The 19,890-nt window shown below is 34.5% G+C and carries 12 protein-coding genes; 5 read left to right on the top strand and 7 right to left on the bottom strand.

Going from position 1 to position 19,890, the window contains the following annotated elements:
• Window positions 1-105 precede the first annotated feature (105 nt).
• Complete coding sequence (locus tag N4A45_03865) at window positions 106-2,316, top strand: GEVED domain-containing protein (protein ID MCT4664357.1); 2,211 nt, start codon at window positions 106-108, stop codon at window positions 2,314-2,316.
• 175 nt (window positions 2,317-2,491) lie between these two features.
• Window positions 2,492-4,063: a hypothetical protein gene (locus N4A45_03860; protein ID MCT4664356.1), complete on the top strand. Its 1,572-nt coding sequence runs from the start codon at window positions 2,492-2,494 to the stop codon at window positions 4,061-4,063.
• Window positions 4,064-4,377: 314 nt separating this feature from the next.
• Here N4A45_03860 and N4A45_03855 read toward each other — a convergent pair whose 3' ends face one another.
• From N4A45_03855 to ribD, 4 genes are read right to left on the bottom strand one after another with little or no spacing between them, the layout of a single operon-like run.
• Window positions 4,378-4,935 carry a thioredoxin family protein gene (locus N4A45_03855; protein ID MCT4664355.1) on the bottom strand — a complete coding sequence of 186 codons (558 nt, stop codon included), beginning with the start codon at window positions 4,933-4,935 and terminating at the stop codon, window positions 4,378-4,380.
• A gap of 3 nt (window positions 4,936-4,938) precedes the next feature.
• Window positions 4,939-5,859 (bottom strand): M20/M25/M40 family metallo-hydrolase, encoded by a 921-nt coding sequence (locus N4A45_03850; protein MCT4664354.1) that lies wholly within the window; start codon window positions 5,857-5,859, stop codon window positions 4,939-4,941.
• The gene (locus tag N4A45_03845) at window positions 5,860-6,471 is read right to left on the bottom strand and encodes a YigZ family protein (GenBank protein ID MCT4664353.1); all 612 of its coding nucleotides are present in this window, start codon (window positions 6,469-6,471) and stop codon (window positions 5,860-5,862) included.
• Window positions 6,472-7,494 carry a bifunctional diaminohydroxyphosphoribosylaminopyrimidine deaminase/5-amino-6-(5-phosphoribosylamino)uracil reductase RibD gene (ribD, locus tag N4A45_03840; GenBank protein MCT4664352.1) on the bottom strand — a complete coding sequence of 341 codons (1,023 nt, stop codon included), beginning with the start codon at window positions 7,492-7,494 and terminating at the stop codon, window positions 6,472-6,474.
• Window positions 7,495-7,756: 262 nt separating this feature from the next.
• Between ribD and N4A45_03835 the strand changes: the two genes are divergently transcribed.
• The 3 genes from N4A45_03835 to N4A45_03825 all read left to right on the top strand — a co-directional run bounded on the left by N4A45_03835 (window position 7,757) and on the right by N4A45_03825 (window position 14,504).
• The gene (locus N4A45_03835; protein ID MCT4664351.1) at window positions 7,757-10,861 is read left to right on the top strand and encodes a UvrD-helicase domain-containing protein; all 3,105 of its coding nucleotides are present in this window, start codon (window positions 7,757-7,759) and stop codon (window positions 10,859-10,861) included.
• Window positions 10,861-13,572, top strand: coding sequence for a PD-(D/E)XK nuclease family protein (locus N4A45_03830; protein ID MCT4664350.1), 2,712 nt, complete (start codon window positions 10,861-10,863; stop codon window positions 13,570-13,572). The genes N4A45_03835 and N4A45_03830 overlap by 1 nt, the downstream gene beginning before the upstream one ends.
• 215 nt (window positions 13,573-13,787) lie before the next feature.
• Entirely contained in the window at window positions 13,788-14,504 is a 717-nt protein-coding gene (locus N4A45_03825) for a GNAT family N-acetyltransferase (GenBank protein MCT4664349.1), read from the top strand.
• A 171-nt stretch (window positions 14,505-14,675) separates the two neighbouring features.
• Here the strand turns inward: N4A45_03825 and N4A45_03820 are convergent, their stop codons facing one another.
• From N4A45_03820 to rsmI, 3 genes are all read right to left on the bottom strand, one after another.
• A complete protein-coding gene (locus tag N4A45_03820; GenBank protein ID MCT4664348.1) occupies window positions 14,676-15,893 on the bottom strand; it encodes a hypothetical protein in 1,218 nt (405 codons plus the stop codon).
• A 303-nt stretch (window positions 15,894-16,196) separates the two neighbouring features.
• Window positions 16,197-18,851 carry a TonB-dependent receptor gene (locus N4A45_03815; protein ID MCT4664347.1) on the bottom strand — a complete coding sequence of 885 codons (2,655 nt, stop codon included), beginning with the start codon at window positions 18,849-18,851 and terminating at the stop codon, window positions 16,197-16,199.
• Window positions 18,852-19,146: 295 nt separating this feature from the next.
• Window positions 19,147-19,845 (bottom strand): 16S rRNA (cytidine(1402)-2'-O)-methyltransferase, encoded by a 699-nt coding sequence (gene rsmI / locus N4A45_03810; GenBank protein ID MCT4664346.1) that lies wholly within the window; start codon window positions 19,843-19,845, stop codon window positions 19,147-19,149.
• Window positions 19,846-19,890: the final 45 nt, after the last annotated feature.

Genomic DNA, 19,890 nt, shown 5'->3' with positions numbered 1-19,890 from the left:
TTTTTAACTGTACTAGGGATAGTTTCTTGAGTAATTTTTTCGGCATCTTCAGTTGTTGATAACTTTACAACTCCTGATTCAGAAGCGCCAACAATTCCAACGAACTTGACGGTTTCATCAATCACGATGACTACATCAACTGCTTCATGGAATGTTTCTACAGATAATATTGGTGTTACGGGGTATGAAGTGTCTTTAAAAGGAACAGTAGTCGGAACGGTATCAGGAACGACATTTAATTTAACTGGACTTTCTGCTTTAACAGCTTATGCAGTAAAAGTAAGAGCGAAAGATGCGGCAGGAAATTATTCGGCATATACCGCTGATGCAACATTCACTACTCCAGATACAGAGGCACCAACAATTCCAACAAACTTGACTGTTTCATCAATCACGATGACTACAGCAACTGCTTCATGGAATGCTTCTACAGATAATATTGGTGTTACGGGGTATGAAGTGTATTTAGATGGAGCTTTAGTAGCTACGGTAAATGGAACGACTTATAATTTTACGGGATTGAATGCTTTTACAAACTACACAGTAAAAGTAAAAGCGAAAGATGGTGCAGGAAACTCATCGGCATTTACAGCAGATGAAACTTTTACCACTCTTGACACTCAAGCACCAACAATTCCAACGAATTTGGCAATTTCATCGATCACTGCGACATCAGCAACAGCTTCTTGGTCTGCATCAACAGATAATGCAGGAGTTACAGGATATGAAGTTTATTTAGATGGAACTTTGGTTACCACTGTAAATGCTACAACTTATAATTTTACAGGTTTAAATGCCACAACGAATTATACAGTAAAAGTAAGAGCTTTAGATGGAGCAGGAAATCAGTCTGGATTTACCGCTGATGAAACCTTTACTACTTTAGCAAATTCTATTAGCTATTGTGCAGCTTCTGGAAACTACCAAAATTATGAGTTTATTGATCTTGTAAAATTAGGAAGTTTAAACAATGTATCAGGGCAGGAAGCAAATGGTTATGGAGACTACACAAATATGAATACCAATTTATATAAAGGAAGTTCTTCAACAATGCAGTTAAGTGCAGGATTTACCTATGGTTCTTATTCTGAAAAATGGCGTGTTTGGATTGACTTAAACCAAAATGGAACTTTTGAGAACAACGAGCGAATGGTTCAAACGAGTACTAATAACGCAGCAATAAAAACCGTAAACTTTACCATTCCTGCATCAGCAATGACAGGAGCCACAAGAATGAGAGTGATTATGAAATATGGTTCGTATCCGCAATCATGTGGAACGTTTACTTGGGGTGAAGTAGAGGATTATACCGTAACCATTCTAGAGGATACACAAGCTCCTACGATTCCTGCAAACTTAGTTGTTTCGAATATAAGTTTTGATCAAGCTGATTTAAGCTGGGATGCCTCAACAGATAATTCGGGAGTAGTATCTTATGAAATTTACGACCATAATCATAATTTATTAGGAACAACAAACAATACTAATTATACTTTAACAGGATTGTCTGCTGTAACAAATTATCAAGTATATGTAATTGCTAAGGATTTGAGTGGAAATAACTCATTAGCTTCAACTCTTGAATCGTTTACGACACTTTCTATTCCTTATTGTGACTCAAAAGGAAATTATCAAAACTATGAATACATTGACTTTGTAGGAATTAAATCAATTTCAAATGCGACAAGTTCTGATAATGGTTATGGAGATTTTACTTCTCAAATTGCTCAAGTAACTAATGGAGAAACGGTAACACTAACTTTAAGTGCAGGATTTGCTTATAGCAATTATTCAGAAAGATGGAGAGTGTGGATTGATTATAACCAAAATGGAACTTTTGAGAACAATGAAAAAGTAGTTCAGGGAGTAACTTATAACGGGAATAATTATTCTTATTCATTTACTGTTCCAAATAACGCATTGGAAGGAAATACCAGAATGCGTGTGGTAATGAAATATGGATCTTATCCAAACCCTTGTGGAAATTATACATGGGGAGAGACTGAAGATTACACAATCAACATTTCTAAGAAAGAAGGATTGGAAGGTAAATATGCTGGTCCTGGTTATGATTTAGGAGAAGAACTTACCGATTCTGAGTTGGATATTAATGTATATCCGAATCCAGCACAGGATCTGTTAAATATAGAGTCTGTAAATGCTCAATCATATAGAATACATGATCTATCAGGTAGAGTAGTAAAACAAGGTGCTTTTGCGAGAAAAATCTCAATTAATGACCTTCCAAACGGAAACTATATATTAATTACTTCTGATGGTCGAGGAGAACAACAAACTCGATTTGTAAAGATGTAATACTCATTTTTGTTTTTAGATGGAAAAACCGTTATAAGTTAGCTTATAGCGGTTTTTTAGTTTGAATTCACATCATTTAGTCATCCAGAATTTTGAGTATTTATCCTTAAAAAAGAGGATAGAATATTTCAAAATAAATAGTAAATTGACCTTTTTAAAAACTAGATCAATATTTATGTCTTTCAAAAGTTTTGTTCAAAAAGAGAAATTCTATCTTGGTGTTGCTGCCATTATAGCACTTGTTTATTATGTTTTTAGCACCTATTCAAAAGGATATTATCAGCATGATGAGGCGGCTCATTTTCTAAATATGCAACAGTTTTGGGTAGAACCTTCTTCTATTCTTTCCACTTGGTCGAAACCAGGATTTAAGATTGCTTATATTATTCCTGCCTTATTTGGTGCAAAAGCTGTTTTATGGACCAATATTCTTTTTGCTTCTGCTACAGCTTTTATTTCAGGAAAAATAATAGAACATTTTAAAATCCCCTATAGGACGTTAGGAATGGTGATTACTGCATTCATTCCAATGCTGTATCAGATTGCCTTTAGAAATTATTCGGAGATAATAACAGGGCTGGTTTTGTCCATTATTGTATTAGCTTATGTAAAGAAAAAATATTGGGCAGTGGCTTTGTTAGCAGGTTATTTGTTTACTCTGCGTCAAGAAATGGTATTGGCATCTGGTTTTATTGGGCTTATGTTTATCATAAGGAAGCAATGGTTACCAATAATTGGTTTTTTTATCGCTCCTTTATTGCTCAATTTTTTTGGATGGTTGCACAGTGGGAACCCTTTGTTTCTTTGGGATCAGCTTACAGGTGGTGGATTGGATCATTATAAAGAATTCGGATTTTTCCATCTCTGGAAAATGTTTACACCAAGTGTAGGAGTTATTTCAACAGCTCTTTTTCTCCTTGGTTTTTTAGGGTTTGTGTACGCAAAAGAAGGAATCAAATCATTTTTTGAAAAATATCATATTCTTTATATTGCTTTGGTACCTGTTTTTATTTTTATGTGCTTGGTGACAGAGCCTGCTTTTACCTTATTTAAACTAAGTGCAAACTTGCGTCAAATTGTCCTTTTTGCTCCCATCATTGGTGTTTTTGGAGCATTGGGATATCAATATCTTGCCGAGAAAATAAACCCAAAAATCAGTCTCATTATTTTAGGAATCTATGGTTTATTGGTAGTAACAATGCTTAGTTACGAGTATAATCATGTGGCATTTACAGATGTAGTTGATAATAGTAAAATGGCGATGTTCTTTATCGGGATGGGGCTCATTTTAATAGTGAGTCATCTAGGGATTATGGATCTAAAAAAACTCAGTTGGGTTGTTGCTATTCTCATTATCGGACATACCATTCAGCAAGAAAAGCCCTATAAATTGAATGAAGAAGAGATTAGCGTACAAAAAGCCGTAAAGTTTTTTGAGCGAAACAAACTGGCAAAAGAAAAACCGATTTTCTCCAATCATAATATGTTTATGTATTTTAATGGAAGTACGGCACAAGAAAGAAAAGATCATTATATTTCAGGGATGTACACACCCCAAAAGATGGATGAACTCCCAGTGGGAACCATTTTTGTGTGGGACTCACATTATACACATCGTCCAAATAACAAAGAACATAAAGGAATTCCAATACAGTATTTTCAAAATAATGACAAATACCAAATGCTTTTCCAAAATCTCTCTAAAAACAAAAGATTTTATATTGCTATTTTAAAGAAAGTGCGGTAGTTGTTTGAAGGGATACATTAAGATATGACCACTTATCTCACTCAGTTTACAATTGATATTTAGAAATCTATAGATTGGGTTAAAAAACAGTGGTTAAGTGGATTAATGATCCGTATACCATTAGAGATCGTATGAATATAGAAATATGAACCAAAAAAAAGAAGGCTTGAACTCAGTTCAAGCCTTCTTTTTAAATAGGTGTTAATAATAAATATAAAATAGATTGGGTGTAAATAATATGGTTCAAATGTAAGCTCAGACTTTTATAACTGAACTTTGTTTTCGACCAAGTGAAAGAAAACATCGTTTATTATTTAGTTTTTCCACTTTATACTACAACCAGTACTAGGCTTTTGCTCATTTTTTTGGTTCTCACCATTGATATGCCTATCGAGTGCTTCTCGTAAATCTTTTCCGTCTTTTGGAGCTTCGTTTCCAGGACGAGAATCATCTATTTGACCTCTGTATATCAATTTTTTATCTTCGTTAAAAAAGTAAATATCTGGGGTGCAAGCCGCATCGTAAGCTTTTGCAATTTCCTGATTTTCGTCAAAACAATAAGGAAAAGGGAATTCGTTATTATTTGCAAATTCCACCATCTTTTCTGGGGAATCTTCGGGGTATGTCTCAGCATCATTAGAATTGATTGCCACAAAGGTGATTCCTTTATCTGCAAACTCCCTTGCGATATTTACTAAAGTATCTGCCACATGAACCACATAAGGACAGTGATTGCAGATAAACATCACAACGAGACCATTTTCTATAGCAAGATAGTTGAGGTCAATAATAGATTCGGTACGTACTTCTGTTAGTGCAAAATGTGGTGCCTGCGTACCAAGCGGCATCATATTAGAAGGTAAAAGAGCCATTTTTTAGAGATTTTTCATGAGACATTTATAGAGTTTAACCATCGATTTGATGTCTTCCTTGTGTACTTTTTCTTTTGGGGTATGAACATTTTGTTCAGGAGCACCCACAAAACACCAATCGAAAGGAAAATCGGATTTTTGTAGTTGATTCCCATCAGAACCACCTGCGCCTTCCACTTCTCGCTGGAAAGCAATACCGTTTTCATCAGCTATTTGCATGATTCTTTTGATATAAGAACGACGTGGAATTCCGCTATCTCTTTGAGAAATCACACAACCTTCTCCGGCTTTTACGCCTTCGGTAACCCAAGTAATATCAGAAATAAGAGCTTGTTGAACTTGGTATTTTTCATATAAAAATTTAGCCAAATATCCGATAGATCCACCACCTGTTTCTTCCCAGCATGAGAAAACGAGCGCACCATTTTTCAAGGTTTTGGCAACTTCAAGAGCATTCCAAACCCCCAAACGATTATCCATATAGCAGTTTCGAACATAGTTTTTGGTTTCTTTCCAGTTTGATTGATAGACCAAATTTGTTCCTGGTTCTATGGTTCTTGGAAAATCGATGCTCAATTTATTGGTTCTTTTTTCTACTTTGAGTTTTCCCTCTATTTTCCCTTGACTATCGTACCCAAAAAGGTCTATACCGTCTATCTGACAAGTTCCTCCAAGTTTAATTAATTCGTTTTGGTACTTTACGGTATAACCGATGGAATCCATGTGGGCAAAAATAGCCGTTGTGGGTTTCCCAAAAACAAGAACAATACAGTTTTGAAATTCTTTTCCATGAAATACTTCGGGCTGTACTTTCCAGTCTTTTTTGTTTTTTTTGATATAGCTAAGTAGGTAGTCTTTCAACTGCTCTTCCTCTCCAGCTGGGGCATATATTTCTTGTAGTTTTTGTAATAAATCCAAATTCATCTATGGGGTTTTTATAGGTTGTATTTCTATGTTTTTTAGGTTCGAAAATTTGGCAACAGCCGAATCTGCTTCTCCTTCTCTAATAGAAAAAGTAATAATACAATTTTCTTGAAAATTTTGCACAATATCTGTGGCAGGAATATTTTTCAGAATACGCATAACGGTATTCATTTCGTTGTATCCAAAATGAACTGTAAATTGTTTGTCAATGGTTTTTTTGAGTATTTCGGCGTTTTCCAAAGCTTCTTTAGCACTTTCTTTATAGGCTTGAATGAGGCCTCCTACACCTAATTTTGTTCCTCCAAAGTATCGTACTACTACAATCAAACAATTGGTTACATCAAAAGCTTGAAGCTGTCCCAAAATTGGTTTTCCTGCCGAGTTTGAAGGTTCTCCATCATCATTGGCTCTAGTAATTTCTCCGTATTGCCCCAGTCTATAAGCATAGCAGTGATGACGGGCATCATAATGCTTTTTTCGTAAAATTTCCAAGGCATCTTTAACGGCTTCTTCATTTTTTGTGGGGAAGGCATAAGCGAAAAATTTGCTTGCTTTTTCTTTAAGAAATCCTTCGGCACTTTGCTCAATGGTATAGTAAAAATCTCTTTCCATTTAGAGGTTTAGGTTCTTGTTTTTGATTCCAATAATGGTATCGTTAAGGTATTTTTTTCTAAAAAAAACAGGATGATCTTGTCCAATTTGTGCTTGTGGTAATCCTTTCCCAATTTTTTTATTGGACTGAATGATTCTAATTTCATCCCAAGCTCCAGCATCAATAAAAAATTGATGGGTTTTTGCCCCTCCTTCTATTACCACAGATTGAATATTTTCGGCAATCAATTTTTGATAAAAATTTCGAAAGAAGCTCGTGCTTTTTGGTTCGGTAATCCAAAGGGTTTCTGCTTGCTGATCAAAAACTTGATAATCTTTGTTCAATTTCTCATGAGCATCTAAAACAATTCTGGTAGGATGTGTCCCAAAAAACTTTCTGGTGGTTAAAGAAGGATTGTCTGTTTCTACAGTTTTTGTTCCCACAGCAATGGCATCTTCCATTGCTCTCCATTGGTGGTTGATATAAGCACTTTCTGCTTGAGAAATGGGAAGACTTCCTTTTTGATTTTCTGTTCTTTGGTAATCAATAAATCCATCCTCTGTTGCTGCCCATTTAAGGATAATATAAGGTCTATTTTCCTTGTGAAACATAAAAAACCTTCGGTTTTGAAATCGGGCTTCCTCTTGCAATACCCCCAAAACAACTTCAACTCCTGCTTTTCGGAGTTTTTCGATCCCTTTTCCTGCTACTTCAGAGAAAGGATCAATTGTAGCAATGACTACTTTAGGAATTTTGTAGCGAATAATAAGATCTGAACAAGGAGGTGTTTTCCCAAAATGTGCACAGGGTTCTAAGCTTACATACAATATACTCTCAGGAAGAAGCTCTTTTTTTACAACTGCTTTAATCGCATTGACTTCTGCATGAGCTTCGCCATACTGAGCATGGTATCCTTCACCCAAAATAGTTCCTTCATGGACCACCACTGAACCCACCATGGGGTTTGATTGTACTCCATAAATCCCTTTTGATGCTAATGCTAAGCATCTTTGCATCCATTTTTCATTTTCCGCTTCTTGCATAAAAGCAAATTTAGGGAATATTCGTTCTATTTGAGATATGATGCTTTTTTGAGTGAAATTTTCTTATCAGAAGACTAGAATATTACACAATGCCATTTCTGTTGTTTTTTATTTACTCAGTTCATAATTAAACATTAGTAATGTATCGGCGTTATGTCTATGATTAAATGAAGACCATAAATGCTATAAAAGCCACTTTTTAAAATCCCTGACGTATATTTTGCACTGATTAGTGTAATTTGCAAAAGCTTAAATTCAATCAATGGGAAGAATAATCATACACGATGCCTCGGCGGGCTCTGGGAAGACTTATACCTTGGTCAAAAACTATCTAAAAATTTGTCTTTCACCAGATCAGCCCATCACAGTTTATCAAAAAATATTAGCAATAACCTTTACTAATAAAGCTGCAAAAGAGATGCAGGATCGGATTGTGGAAACTTTAGGAGATTTTCTCTCACAAGGAACCGAAAATACCTTATTTGTAGAATTTGCTCAGTATTTTGGGTATTCCAAAGAGCAATTACACCAACGATGTTTTCAGCTTCAGCAATCTATTCTTCATAATTATTCAAACTTTGCCGTTTCTACCATTGATAAATTCATGCTTAAAATCATTCGTTCTATTCGGTTTGAAGTAGGACTTAAATCAAGTTTTGAAATCTTAGCAGATTATCAAGAATGGTTTGATTATTCTATAAATGAACTTATTGAGCAAATCAATGAAAACAAGGGATTTGATGAATATATCCAACAATTTATTTCGGAGCTACTTCAAGATGGAAAATCATGGAATTTAAAGTATCAATTGGGTGAAATTGCAGGTAATTTGGTACGTGAAGAATATCGTAAAAAATACCAATATTTATTTGATATTCAATCATTTGATGAATTAAAAAGCATTAGAAAGAATTTAGACAAAGAACAAAAAGAGATAGAAGCCGCTTTAGATACGATCCAGAGTGGATTTGTAGAGGTTTTGAGAACCAATGAAGTTGCTTGGACAGATTTCCAACGCAATGCAAAATGCGTAAAAGTTATTTTAGGAACACCTGGGGATTGGAAGAAAAAAATTGCAGAAGGTGCTTTTAAAACTTTTCTAAAAAGACTGGAGGATAAAGTGTTTTTTAGCAAAAAAAACTTAGCGATTTTTGAACAAGCACAAGGGCAAATGGCTTCTTTTTTTGATGAATATGCGGAAAATATCCGAAGACTTTTGTTGCACCTCATTCATCTTCAAAAACTTATTAGTCAACTGAGAAATATTGAGCTGGAGTATCTACTTTTGAAATATATGGAGGATTACCTGAGTCAAGAGTCATTATTACCATTGAGTTACCTGAATACGATTCTAGAGAATTTTGTAAAAACTTCGGATATTCCTATGATGCTTCTCAAGATGGGTGAATATTATGAATACGTTTTTATAGATGAATTTCAAGATACTTCTAATGCTCAGTGGGATAATCTTTTTCCTTTATTAGAAAATATCCTTTCAAAAGGTTATCAAGTAGAGCTCATTGGTGATGCTAAGCAGTCTATTTATCGCTTTAGAGGAGGTGATGTAGGAATTCTTTTGGGACTAAAAAAAGAACGAAATCAAGGAGCTTTTCAAGTGGAAGATGCCCCACTTTTGGACACCAATTGGCGAAGTGATGAAGTGATTGTAGATTTTAACAATCAGCTTTTTGCAAAAATGGTAAGCCAGGAGTTTCCTCAAGAAAGTTGGAAAGAAATTTATCAGCAAGCAGAACAAAAAATACATTACAAAAACCGTCAAGGTTTTGTGGAAATCACTCACGCCAGCGTAGAGACTGAAGAAATAAACGAAACCAATGCCCAAAAAATTCTATCCATCATTGAGGATAATTTGAGTAGGGGATTTTCTTATGGAGATATCAGTATTTTGTTTAGGAAAAATAAAGATATTCAAGCGATTTCAGAGCTCTTACTTGCTCAGGAAATCCCTTTTGTAGATAGCGAAAGTCTGTTGGTATTCTCTGATTCGCAGGTACAATTACTGTTCAAAATTCTACAATATTTATCAGGAAATCAGAACCCAATTTTAGTGGAACAAATTCTGTATAATCTGTATCATATAAAACATCATGACGGTTATGGAGCATGGTTTGTACAGCATCAAAATCTTACACTAGATAAACAGTTTGAGGCATTGGGCTTTCCTTTTCCCACTCACGCAGAAACCAGTTATACAGAATTGATTGAAAAACTGATTTTGGATTTAGGTCTACAAAACAATCTTTACCTTATGCAATTTCTTGAAAATGCATTCCAAGAAAAAAAATATGGAAGGCTCAATCTAGCGGATTTTGTAAAAACGGGTCTAAAAATGGAAGAAAAATGGAAAATAGATCTCGAAAATAAAGGAAATGCCATTGTTTTACAAACAATACACAAGTCCAAAGGACTAGAATACCCTGTGGTTATTATTCCATTTATGAATTCTTGGACGGCTTCTACTGCAAAAAATAAGCATTGGTATCCTTCAAATATTCATGAAGAAATTCCAGAAATTTATACAAATTATTCAAAGAAAATTCTGGAGACTTTTCCTAAAGAAATGATCAAAGAATTTGCTCAAGTGTCTGCCCAACAGAAAGCCGAAGATTTTTCGGATTCCACGAACCTCTTTTATGTGGCATGTACACGAGCTAAAACAGAATTGTATTTATTAAATTTTTATACCAACAGAACCCAAGAAACAGATTTGCCACAAAGATTGTTAAACCATTTTCCGTTTAGTGAAATAGAAAATCCTGTGGTAATATTTGGAGAAAAACATCATAAGAAAGTGCCAGAAAAGAAAGCAAATGAAGGAGAAACAAAAGAAATAAATTCCGCATTAAATGCTTCTTGGAGTGAGCAAATTCTCATAGCAGAGAAAATAGGGGAAATGCCCGATCATTTCACAAGGTTTGATGCACAAGAAACAGGAAATGCACTCCATGATATTTTGGCGAGTATAGAGCATAGGAATGAAGTAGATCATGCTCTAAGAAATTATTTTGCTCACCGATGGGTGCCCGAAAATATTCAGGAAGAATGGTATGCAAAAATCAAAAAATTACTAGAATTGCCAGAGATGGATGCCTTTTTTGATCCCAAAAATATCGTTTATAATGAAAGGGATTGGTTAGATTCACAAGGAGCTTTGTTTAGACCAGATAGACTGGTAAAACGCCCAAATGGGGACTATCTATTATTGGATTATAAAACAGGAAAGCCAAAAGTGGAGCATGAGCATCAGGTAGAAAAATATCGAGCTATTCTAGAGAAATCAGGGCTTAGAATAACTAAATCTTGTTTAATTTATATAGAAAAATTAGTGATTAAAACTGTAGGTTAATGGATAATTTTATAAAAAATGTAGCACAATATATTGCCAAGAAAGAACTTCAAATGGAGGAGGTTATTTTGGTAGTTCCTGGAAAAAGAATCGGTGTTTTTCTAAAAAAAGAATTTGCCAAAATTTTACCTTTACCTAGTGCTTTACCAAAAATTGTAAGTATTCAAGATTGGTTAGCCGAAAAATCGGATCAAACGGTGGTGCATCCTTTAAGATTACAAGCTTTACTTTTTGAGTCTTATAAGGAAATAAAAATAGAAGAAAAAGAACATTTTGGTAGTTTTATAAAATGGGCAAATACGCTTTTGGCAGATTTTAATGAAATGGAAAAGAGCATGGCAGATGTATCTGCCTTGTTGAATCATTTACAAGATTTTTCGGAGATTGATGCCTGGAGTGAGCAGTTGGGTATAGAGGCTTTTCATAAAAATAGTTTGTTAAAGCAAAAACATGAAGAGTTTTGGAAAATTGCTCACCAACTTCATCATATTTTTCATCAAAAACTAGAAAAAAGAGCTTGGACTTACTCTGGGAAACAGCTGAGGACTATTGCCGAAAGTATTCGTGAAAAGGCTCAAGAAAATACGCCTATTTATTTTATAGGATTTAATGCGCTGAGCAAGGCGGAAGAACAAATTTTTGATTTTTACATTCGTCATAAAAAGGCACAAATTCTGTGGGATATAGATCATGATATGCTCCAAGATATACACCAAGAAACAGGAATGTTTATAAGAAAGTATTGGGAGCAATGGCGAGAGTTTATCCCAAAAGATTTTCCTTGGAAAAAAAGTTATTTCAGAGCGGGAAAACAACAGATGAAAGTCATTCCTGCCAATGGGATATATCAGCAAATGGAAGTGTGTAGCCACCAGTTAAATAAATGGAAAGAAGCGGGCGAAATACAGCACAAAACGGCTCATGTTCTTTGTGACGAAAAAGCTCTTTTTCCTTTTTTGTCAAGACTTCCTGATGGGATTTCTTCGGTAAATATTACAATGGGATTTCCACTTTCTGCCAGTCCCACCATGCAGTTTATAAAATCAATATTGGCATTGGTTAAAACCAAGAAAGGTAGTTATTATCTTCCCACTATAGAGACTTTGTTTTCTCATCCTTTTTTTAGTCATTTTGATACAAAACAGATTTTCTTGGAGGTAAAAAAACAAAATAGATGGTGGTCTGGTGCAGCCTTTTGGAATGATTTATTAGAAAAAAATCAACTGAATGTTTTGCAATTATTCTTTCAAAGAATAGAAAGTAATGAGGATTTACTCAAACTGGGGTTTCAAGCAATAGAATTAGTGAAGAAAAACCCTCAAATCAAAACATTGGAAAAAGAATTTTTATATGAATTCTTTTTGATTTGGGATCAAATGGCAGTAATTGTTGAGGAGTTTTCGAGTTTAATCAATGATTTTAATACTTTTCAGTTATTGGTAGAAAAAGTCGTTTCTCAACAACAGATAGATTTTGTGGGTGATCCTATTGGGGGACTCCAGATAATGGGAATGCTAGAAACGAGATTATTAGACTATGATCGAATCGTATTTAGCAATATCAATGAAGGAGTGATGCCCAAAGGGAAAAGTCAGGACAGTTTTATTCCTTATGAGCTGAAAAAACATTATGGACTTACTACGCATATTGAAAACGATGCCGTTTATGCTTATCATTTTTTCCGTTTGCTTCAGCGTGTAAAAGAAGTGGTTTTTGTGTACAATTCTAATGTAGATACCACAGGAGGAAGTCAGGTGAGCAGGTTTGTAATGCAGCTGATACAAGAGTGGAAGCATCACCCTCACTTATCCGCAGAAATACAAGAACATCATTTTAGTTTTAAGAAATTCCCAAAGACTTTAGAGGTGGAATATGCCCGTGATCAATTTTCTCAGGAACAATTGATTTCTTGGGCAAAAAAAGGAATTTCAGCTTCTTGGATTAATAGTTATTTTTATAGTTCTTTAGCTTTTTACAGAAACTATGTTTTGGGTATTCGTGATGAGGAAGAAAATGAAAATATCGCCATAAACGAACTCGGAACAGTGATTCATAATAGCCTTGAGCGTTTGTATAATCAAAATATAGGGGTGCCTCTTTCAGAGGAAATTCTTAAGTCTTACCTTAAACAAAGTAGCACTTTCCTTCGTGAAGAATTTGAAAAATTGGGAAATGGAGTCTATTTAGATCAGGCACAAAATAGACTGCAGATTCAAGTAGCAAAACGCTTTGTTGATCGGGTAATTTATACAGATTTAGAGGTCGTCCAGCAAGGAAATGAACTTCTAATTATTGCCAATGAAATGAAATTGGAAATAGAAAAGAAGTTTGAGAAAATACCATTTCCTGTGAAGCTAAAAGGGTATATAGATCGAGTGGATCAACTTAATGGGGAAGTTCGTTTATTGGATTATAAAACAGGGAAAGTAGAACAACTCACTACAAAAAAAATATTTGAAACTTTCTGGGGGAATCCCAAAAAACATGCAAAAACGCTCCAAGTACTGTTTTATTTAGTGCTTTATGGAAGTCAGAATAGTAATAATTCTCAAGTATCTGTAGGGATTTGGTTTATCCGATCCATGGAGAAACAGCCTTTGTCTTCATCATTGCCTTATGCTACATCTTTAGAACGGATGGAGGAATTACTGGGGAATATTTTGTATGAAATCTTTTTTTCAGAAGAACATTTTCAAGATTTAGGTGAATGATTTACGATAGGTAGTATATAAAAATAAATACATCAGTATATAAAATTAAATACATCAGATGTAATAGGAATCAAAACCATATCTTTGTTGAAATTACCTATGGTAAGTAGTTTAATGCTAATTGGTAAAATAACTCTATAGATGGTATGGTAGGTTTGGAAAACATTCTCTAACTAATTCATTTTCATCAATAGAGGTTCTAAAATAGCTGAGAGATGATAAAGAAATTAGAATGGGATTCCGAATTTTTTAGATATAAAGTTGGGTTTATAAGAGCTGAGACTTCATGTATGTTTGAAATAAACGAAGCTTTGAATACGATTCTTGATGAAAATTACAAATTATGTTATCTTGCAAGTTCAGAGGAAATGGATTTTTCCCAATTTGATCATAAAGATTTGGAAATAAAATTTGTTGATCGTAAGGTAACTTATTTAAAAACGGTAGATTCTTTAAAAACGATTAATCCAGCTGTTACGAGTATTGAACAATTTGGTCCTAATGATAGAATTTTGAATATCGCTATCCAAAGTGGTGAATATTCTAGGTTTAATGTTGACAAGAATATTGAGGAAGGAAAATTTGAAGAATTGTATCAGTTGTGGATTCAAAATTCCATCAATAGAGAATTAGCTTTTGATGTACTAGGTTTTCAAGCTCAAGGAGGTTTAGCAGGATTTGTAACCTTAAAGGAAACTAAAGGACGTGCAGATATTGGCTTAATAGCAGTAGATGGGTTATATAGAGGTCAAGGTATTGGTAAATCTTTAATGAGTTCTGCTGAAAAGTGGGTGGATAATTTAGGATTTAAAGAACTTCAAGTGGTTACTCAAGGTGAAAATATTCCTGCTTGTAAATTCTATGAAAGTTGTGGTTACCAGTTAGAGCAAACCCAATATTATTATCATGTCTGGAATAAAAATATAAAATAGTCTCAGGCACCTGATTGAGAAATGTTTAGGTTTGCCTAAATCTTATTATAGATTTAATACATACAACAAAGAATTTAAAGAAACGACAAGCGTTTCTTTAAATTCTTTGTTGTATATCAGTACCTTTATAAGATATTTAGTAAGGTATTTGTCATTAGCGGCTAGAATTGATTACTGAGAAATCACATACCATTGATTATCACTAAATACTATAGAAATCAGTTTGAAAGGAGCATTAAGAATTTGCATGGCACTCCCGTCTATCGTTGCAGTACTAGAAATACTTACTAGGTTCGTGCTAAGATCAATTTTTTTGATAATAAATTTTTTTCCCGAGGGAGGATTTGCGGGTAAGGTAACCGTAAGTGCTCCGTTCATGGCATCAGCCAAAATGATTTCATCTTCTATCGTAACGGTATAATTGGAATGAATGACTCTTTCTATGGCGAATGATGAATTTGCTCGACCTTTATAAACTTTTCCAGCATTGTTGATGACCATTACATCGCCATTTCCTGCTAAGTTTTCAACCATTATACTATCGTTCTTTGCCTCAATATGTAAATATTTTTCGGGCTTTACGATTCCTATTCCCACTTTTCCTCTATGGTTGATAACCATATTGGTTTGAGGTCGGTTTTCTCCTGCAGGAGTGGTTCTAAATTCTAGTCTTCCTGGAGTACTAGTGGGTGTTACAATTGAGTCTGCCAACGATCTAATCTCGGCGATGGGCGGAATTTTGTCTAAAGCATCCACAGATGGAGGGCTTAGAACATTGGAGGCTAAACGAAATCTTAAACCACCTGCACTGATGTTTTCTTCGGTAACATTGCTAGTAGAGTTTTCTTTAAAACGAATCATATCAATATCTAAATCATTCTCTAGTTGATTGTTGAAACGTACAAAAAGTATATCTTCTGTTTTTGTATGTGCTTCTATTCTTCCTTGTGGGTTTTCTGTTCCTATTCCTAGATGGCCCTTATCGGAAATAAATAAATTACTGTCTGCATTTCTTGTTGTACTGCCATCTGATAAATGATTTAATGAGGTGGTTTCATTACTAGAATTTTGTGTCCAGATGGGATTATGGTCTTCACCTGTTAATAAAAGATTCCATTTGCTACCATTCCAATAATAATATCCAGGTTGTAGAGAATGTGTACCATTTACTGTATTTGTATTAAATATTAAAAGTGAGGTGGCTGGGTTACTTATCGTGGTTATATCATTACTTCCATTTAAAGAAATTCTTGGAATGAGAAGTCCCTTATTATTAGAAGATGCTTCTAAAATTGCAGAGGAATGTGGAATCGTCGTTCCTATCCCGATTTGCCCGAATGTTGTAGAGGTTATCATTATGCACAGTGTGGATAGTAATAGTTTTTTCATAAGACATATAAATTTTAAATTTTCTTTAAAGTTAATATGCTCTCTAGAGGAAATTAGAATGAAATACGTTTAGTTATATAAAATTGATGTTCAGTCATCTATATTCTTCTTTGAATCAAATATAAAAACAAAACTATATTAATGTTCTTGTTTAATATAACTTTTATTAGTTGTTTTAACGAATTTTTGTTATTTATTACAGTGTTGTAAATCAATATTTTAATTTAAATAACAAAAAAACCACCTAATCTTTCGATAGGTGGTTTAAAATATTTTAGAAGTATTTTTCTAATTGAAATTTATTTAGAAGTTGTAACGAACCCCAAAATTCCAAGTTCTTCCATAACCCCATTTAACTTGGTTAGAAACATCTACCCCATTCCATTGACCTTCTGAGTCTGTTTCAATATGGTTGTTGGTTCTAATGTTCTCAATGTATAGTTTATCGAATACATTATTTACATTCAAGTTAACATCAATTGAATTTCCATTCTTTAGCTCAACGTTATAACGAACACCTAAATCAACTGTGCTATAGCTTGGAAGCTTAATTGCTCCTTTGTGGTCTTCATTAATAAATGCCTCAACTCTTGTTGTATTACCATACATATCTGCATAATAGTTGTAGTTAGCATTCATTGATAGTTCTTTTGTTACCTCATAATTTAGACCAATACCAGCAGTAGTTTGTGCTACATTTCCTACTTTTACACCATCCAAGTAAACGATTTGTGTTGTATCTCCGTATTTTTCAGCATTTGCAGGATCGTCAGAAACTGTTCTTGCTACTCCATTACTACCATATCTCCAATCACCTAAAGAAAGGTATGCCGAAACACTAAGTTTGTCAGTAAGTTGCGACATCAATTCAAGTTCAGCACCATAGTGTGTTTGAGAGATTGGTCCAACAGTTGAGAATTGATCATCAACACCATCTTTGTCATTATCAATACCTCCACCATTCATCACACGGTTGTCCCATTGTGTATAATAAACATTGGCATTTACCTGAACATCACCTACGTGCTTATATCCTGCTTCAATACCTGTGATTTCTTGATTTTGATCAACAGTAAGTGGGTTCGTAACGTTTGAATAATTATTGTTTACAAACAAGTCATCATGGAAAGGCTGACGAGAGTAGTATCCGAAGTTTGTATATACTTTGTCTTGATCAGTCACATTATAAGCTCCTCCTAATTTTAGGTTGTATCCTAAGTTTGTGATTTTTTCTGAATCACCCAATCCTTGATCTAATACGTCTTTTGTAGTACCCCAGAAACCATGTCTTTGGTGAGATTGGTTTGAGATTGCTCCTTGTAAGAATAAAGAATAGTTGTCTTTCGCATATTCTAATTGTCCAAAAGCTCCAAAATAGTTGATATCTTCTGAGAAATTTCTGTCCATTCTATCTTTTCTAGCTATATCGCTAAAAAATGGAATTGACCCCCATGGGTTAAATCCTTGTGTATTCTTTACAGCATATTCTCCAATGCTTCTGTTTTCTTGAGAAATAGAATCTACACCGAAGAAATCTGTAGCTACACGATAGTGTTGTCCGTTATAGAAACGTCCATCTGCTCCAATATTCAATTCTAAATTGTCATTCAATTCAATATTCATATTGGCAAGAACACCATACCAGTTGTGAGCATTTACTGATGCCTTTGTGTATCCTTTTCCTGCATCAACTGCACCATCATAGTCATAAAGACCTTGAGAGTTTCTGTCAATTCCACTTCCAAAAGCGAAACCACCACGACCGAGTGAACCATAACCTGTTACAGAAAGTTCTTTTTTGTCGTCAATTGTCCAGTCCCAACTTAAGTTTACGATTGGTTTATGGTAGAAATTTCTACCACCAGCATATAATTCTCCTTTGTAATATCCGTAGTTATTGCTCCATCTTCTATTTTCTTGTAATTGATCGCTAAGGCTTTGTGCTCCTAATTTATCTGCATCATAAAATTTAGTGATCGTTTGATGTCTTGAAGTTCCGTGCCATTGTGGTGCTCCAGTAACTAAAAAGTTGAATACGTGCTCTTCAGAAGGCTTGTATCCCAAAGATAAGAAGTACGTTTGACCTTGTCCTACAGTTCCATCAATGTATCCATCTCCTTGCCAATGACCTAACATAGCCGATACAGCCAACCCGTTATCCATCAATCCTGTAGAATAATACGCATTGGTTTTCATATAGTTATTGTTTGCAGCCATTCCACCGATAAATCCACCTTCTTTAGTGTCAACAGTCTTGGTTACAATGTTTACCGTTCCTCCTACTGAAGAGATGGCAAGTTTAGAAGATCCCAATCCTCTTTGAACTTGGATTGCGTTTGCAATATCCATTACTCCACTCCAGTTAGACCAATACATTTTTCCGTCTTCCATTCCGTTAATCGGTTGTCCGTTTAATAGGAATGCAGTGTTTGTTTGGTCAAAACCTCTAAGGAAAACTTGACCATCACCATATCCACCACCTTTTACATTTTGTACAGAAGGTGTTGATTTAATAAGCTCTGGTAAATCGTTGTTTGCAGCTTTCGCTTTAATTATTTCAGGAGTAATTGTAGAAACAGCTATAGGTGTTTTTCTATCCTCTGCCAAGTCAATAATTCCTTTACCAACAAGTACTACTTCTCCAAGTTTTCCGTCTGCAGACATCTTCACAGTTCCCATATTTGCTTTTCCATTAGATAAAGCAAAGGAAACAGTTTTGTCTTGATATCCTACATAAGACAATACGAGTGTACCATTGTTGTTTGATACGTTTAATTTAAACTTACCGAAGGCATCTGTTGCTACTCCGTTTGAAGTTCCTTTTTCTACTACGTTTGCTCCAATCAGTGTCTCCCCTGATGAGGCATCAACTAGCTTACCTGTTACAATTCCTTGTGCCATGGCTTCAAATGACAAAAAGACTAACATGATAAGAAAACTAAATACTGTTTTTTTCATCTTGAGTTGTTTTTTCAATTTAGTGATGGGCAAATCTATGGCGACTTGGGGAATTTTGCAAACCCTTTTCTTTACTTATTTATTAACTTTTTTTAGGGATTTTTGTTGAATTTTTAACTTTTGATAGAGCTTGAAATAAGTGTCTGAAAAACAATTAGTTATTTTTATTAAAATTATAGTGTTCTTTTTTATTAGTTAACAATAACTTAACACAGTTTTTTAAAGTTCTATTACGGTGATATTTGTCTCTTTTGGAGAGCTATTGGTATTCGTAAAATGTATATAAAGTTATTTTTTATTCCATTTCAAACTGGAACGATGAGGGTGCAATTAAAAGAACAATTTCTCCTTTTAGCTTTTGGGTAGCCAATATTTCAGCGAGCTCTTCAGCGGTTCCTCTAAGGCATTCTTCATATAATTTTGAGATTTCTCTACAGATGGCAATTTGTCTATCGGGACCGATAAATTCTACAATTTGCTTGACAGTTTTGGCAATTTTATGCGGAGACTCATATAGAACAATGGTTCGTTTTTCTTCTTGGTAAGATAGGAGTTTACTTTGTCTTCCTTTTTTGGGCGGCAAAAATCCTTCAAATACAAATTTTTCGCAAGGAAAACCACTTTTTACTAGTGCTGGAACAAAAGCTGTTGCACCGGGAAGGCATTCTGTTTCAATATAATTTTGAACACAAGCACGTGAGAGTAAAAATCCAGGATCTGAAATGGCAGGTGTTCCTGCATCAGAAACTAGAGCGAGTGTTCTTCCTTGTTTTAGCTTTGCAAGAATGCTATCCACCAGTTTATGTTCATTGTGCAGATGAAAGGAGAGTAGGTTGTTCTCTATTTCAAAATGATTCAATAGTTTTCGGGTCGTTCGGGTGTCTTCTGCATATATTTCATCTGCTTTTTTTAAGACCTTTATGGCTCTAAAAGTCATGTCTTCTAAGTTTCCTATGGGTGTAGGTACAAAATATAGTTTTCCGTAATGATCCATGATTTATTGATTTTCGTTGACACAAAAAAAGCTATCCAAATTTAT

The sequence above is a fragment of the Flavobacteriales bacterium genome, assembly GCA_025210805.1.
GTDB lineage: Bacteria > Bacteroidota > Bacteroidia > Flavobacteriales > CAJXXR01 > JAOAQX01.
This window is presented reverse-complemented; position numbering and strand designations above follow the sequence as displayed.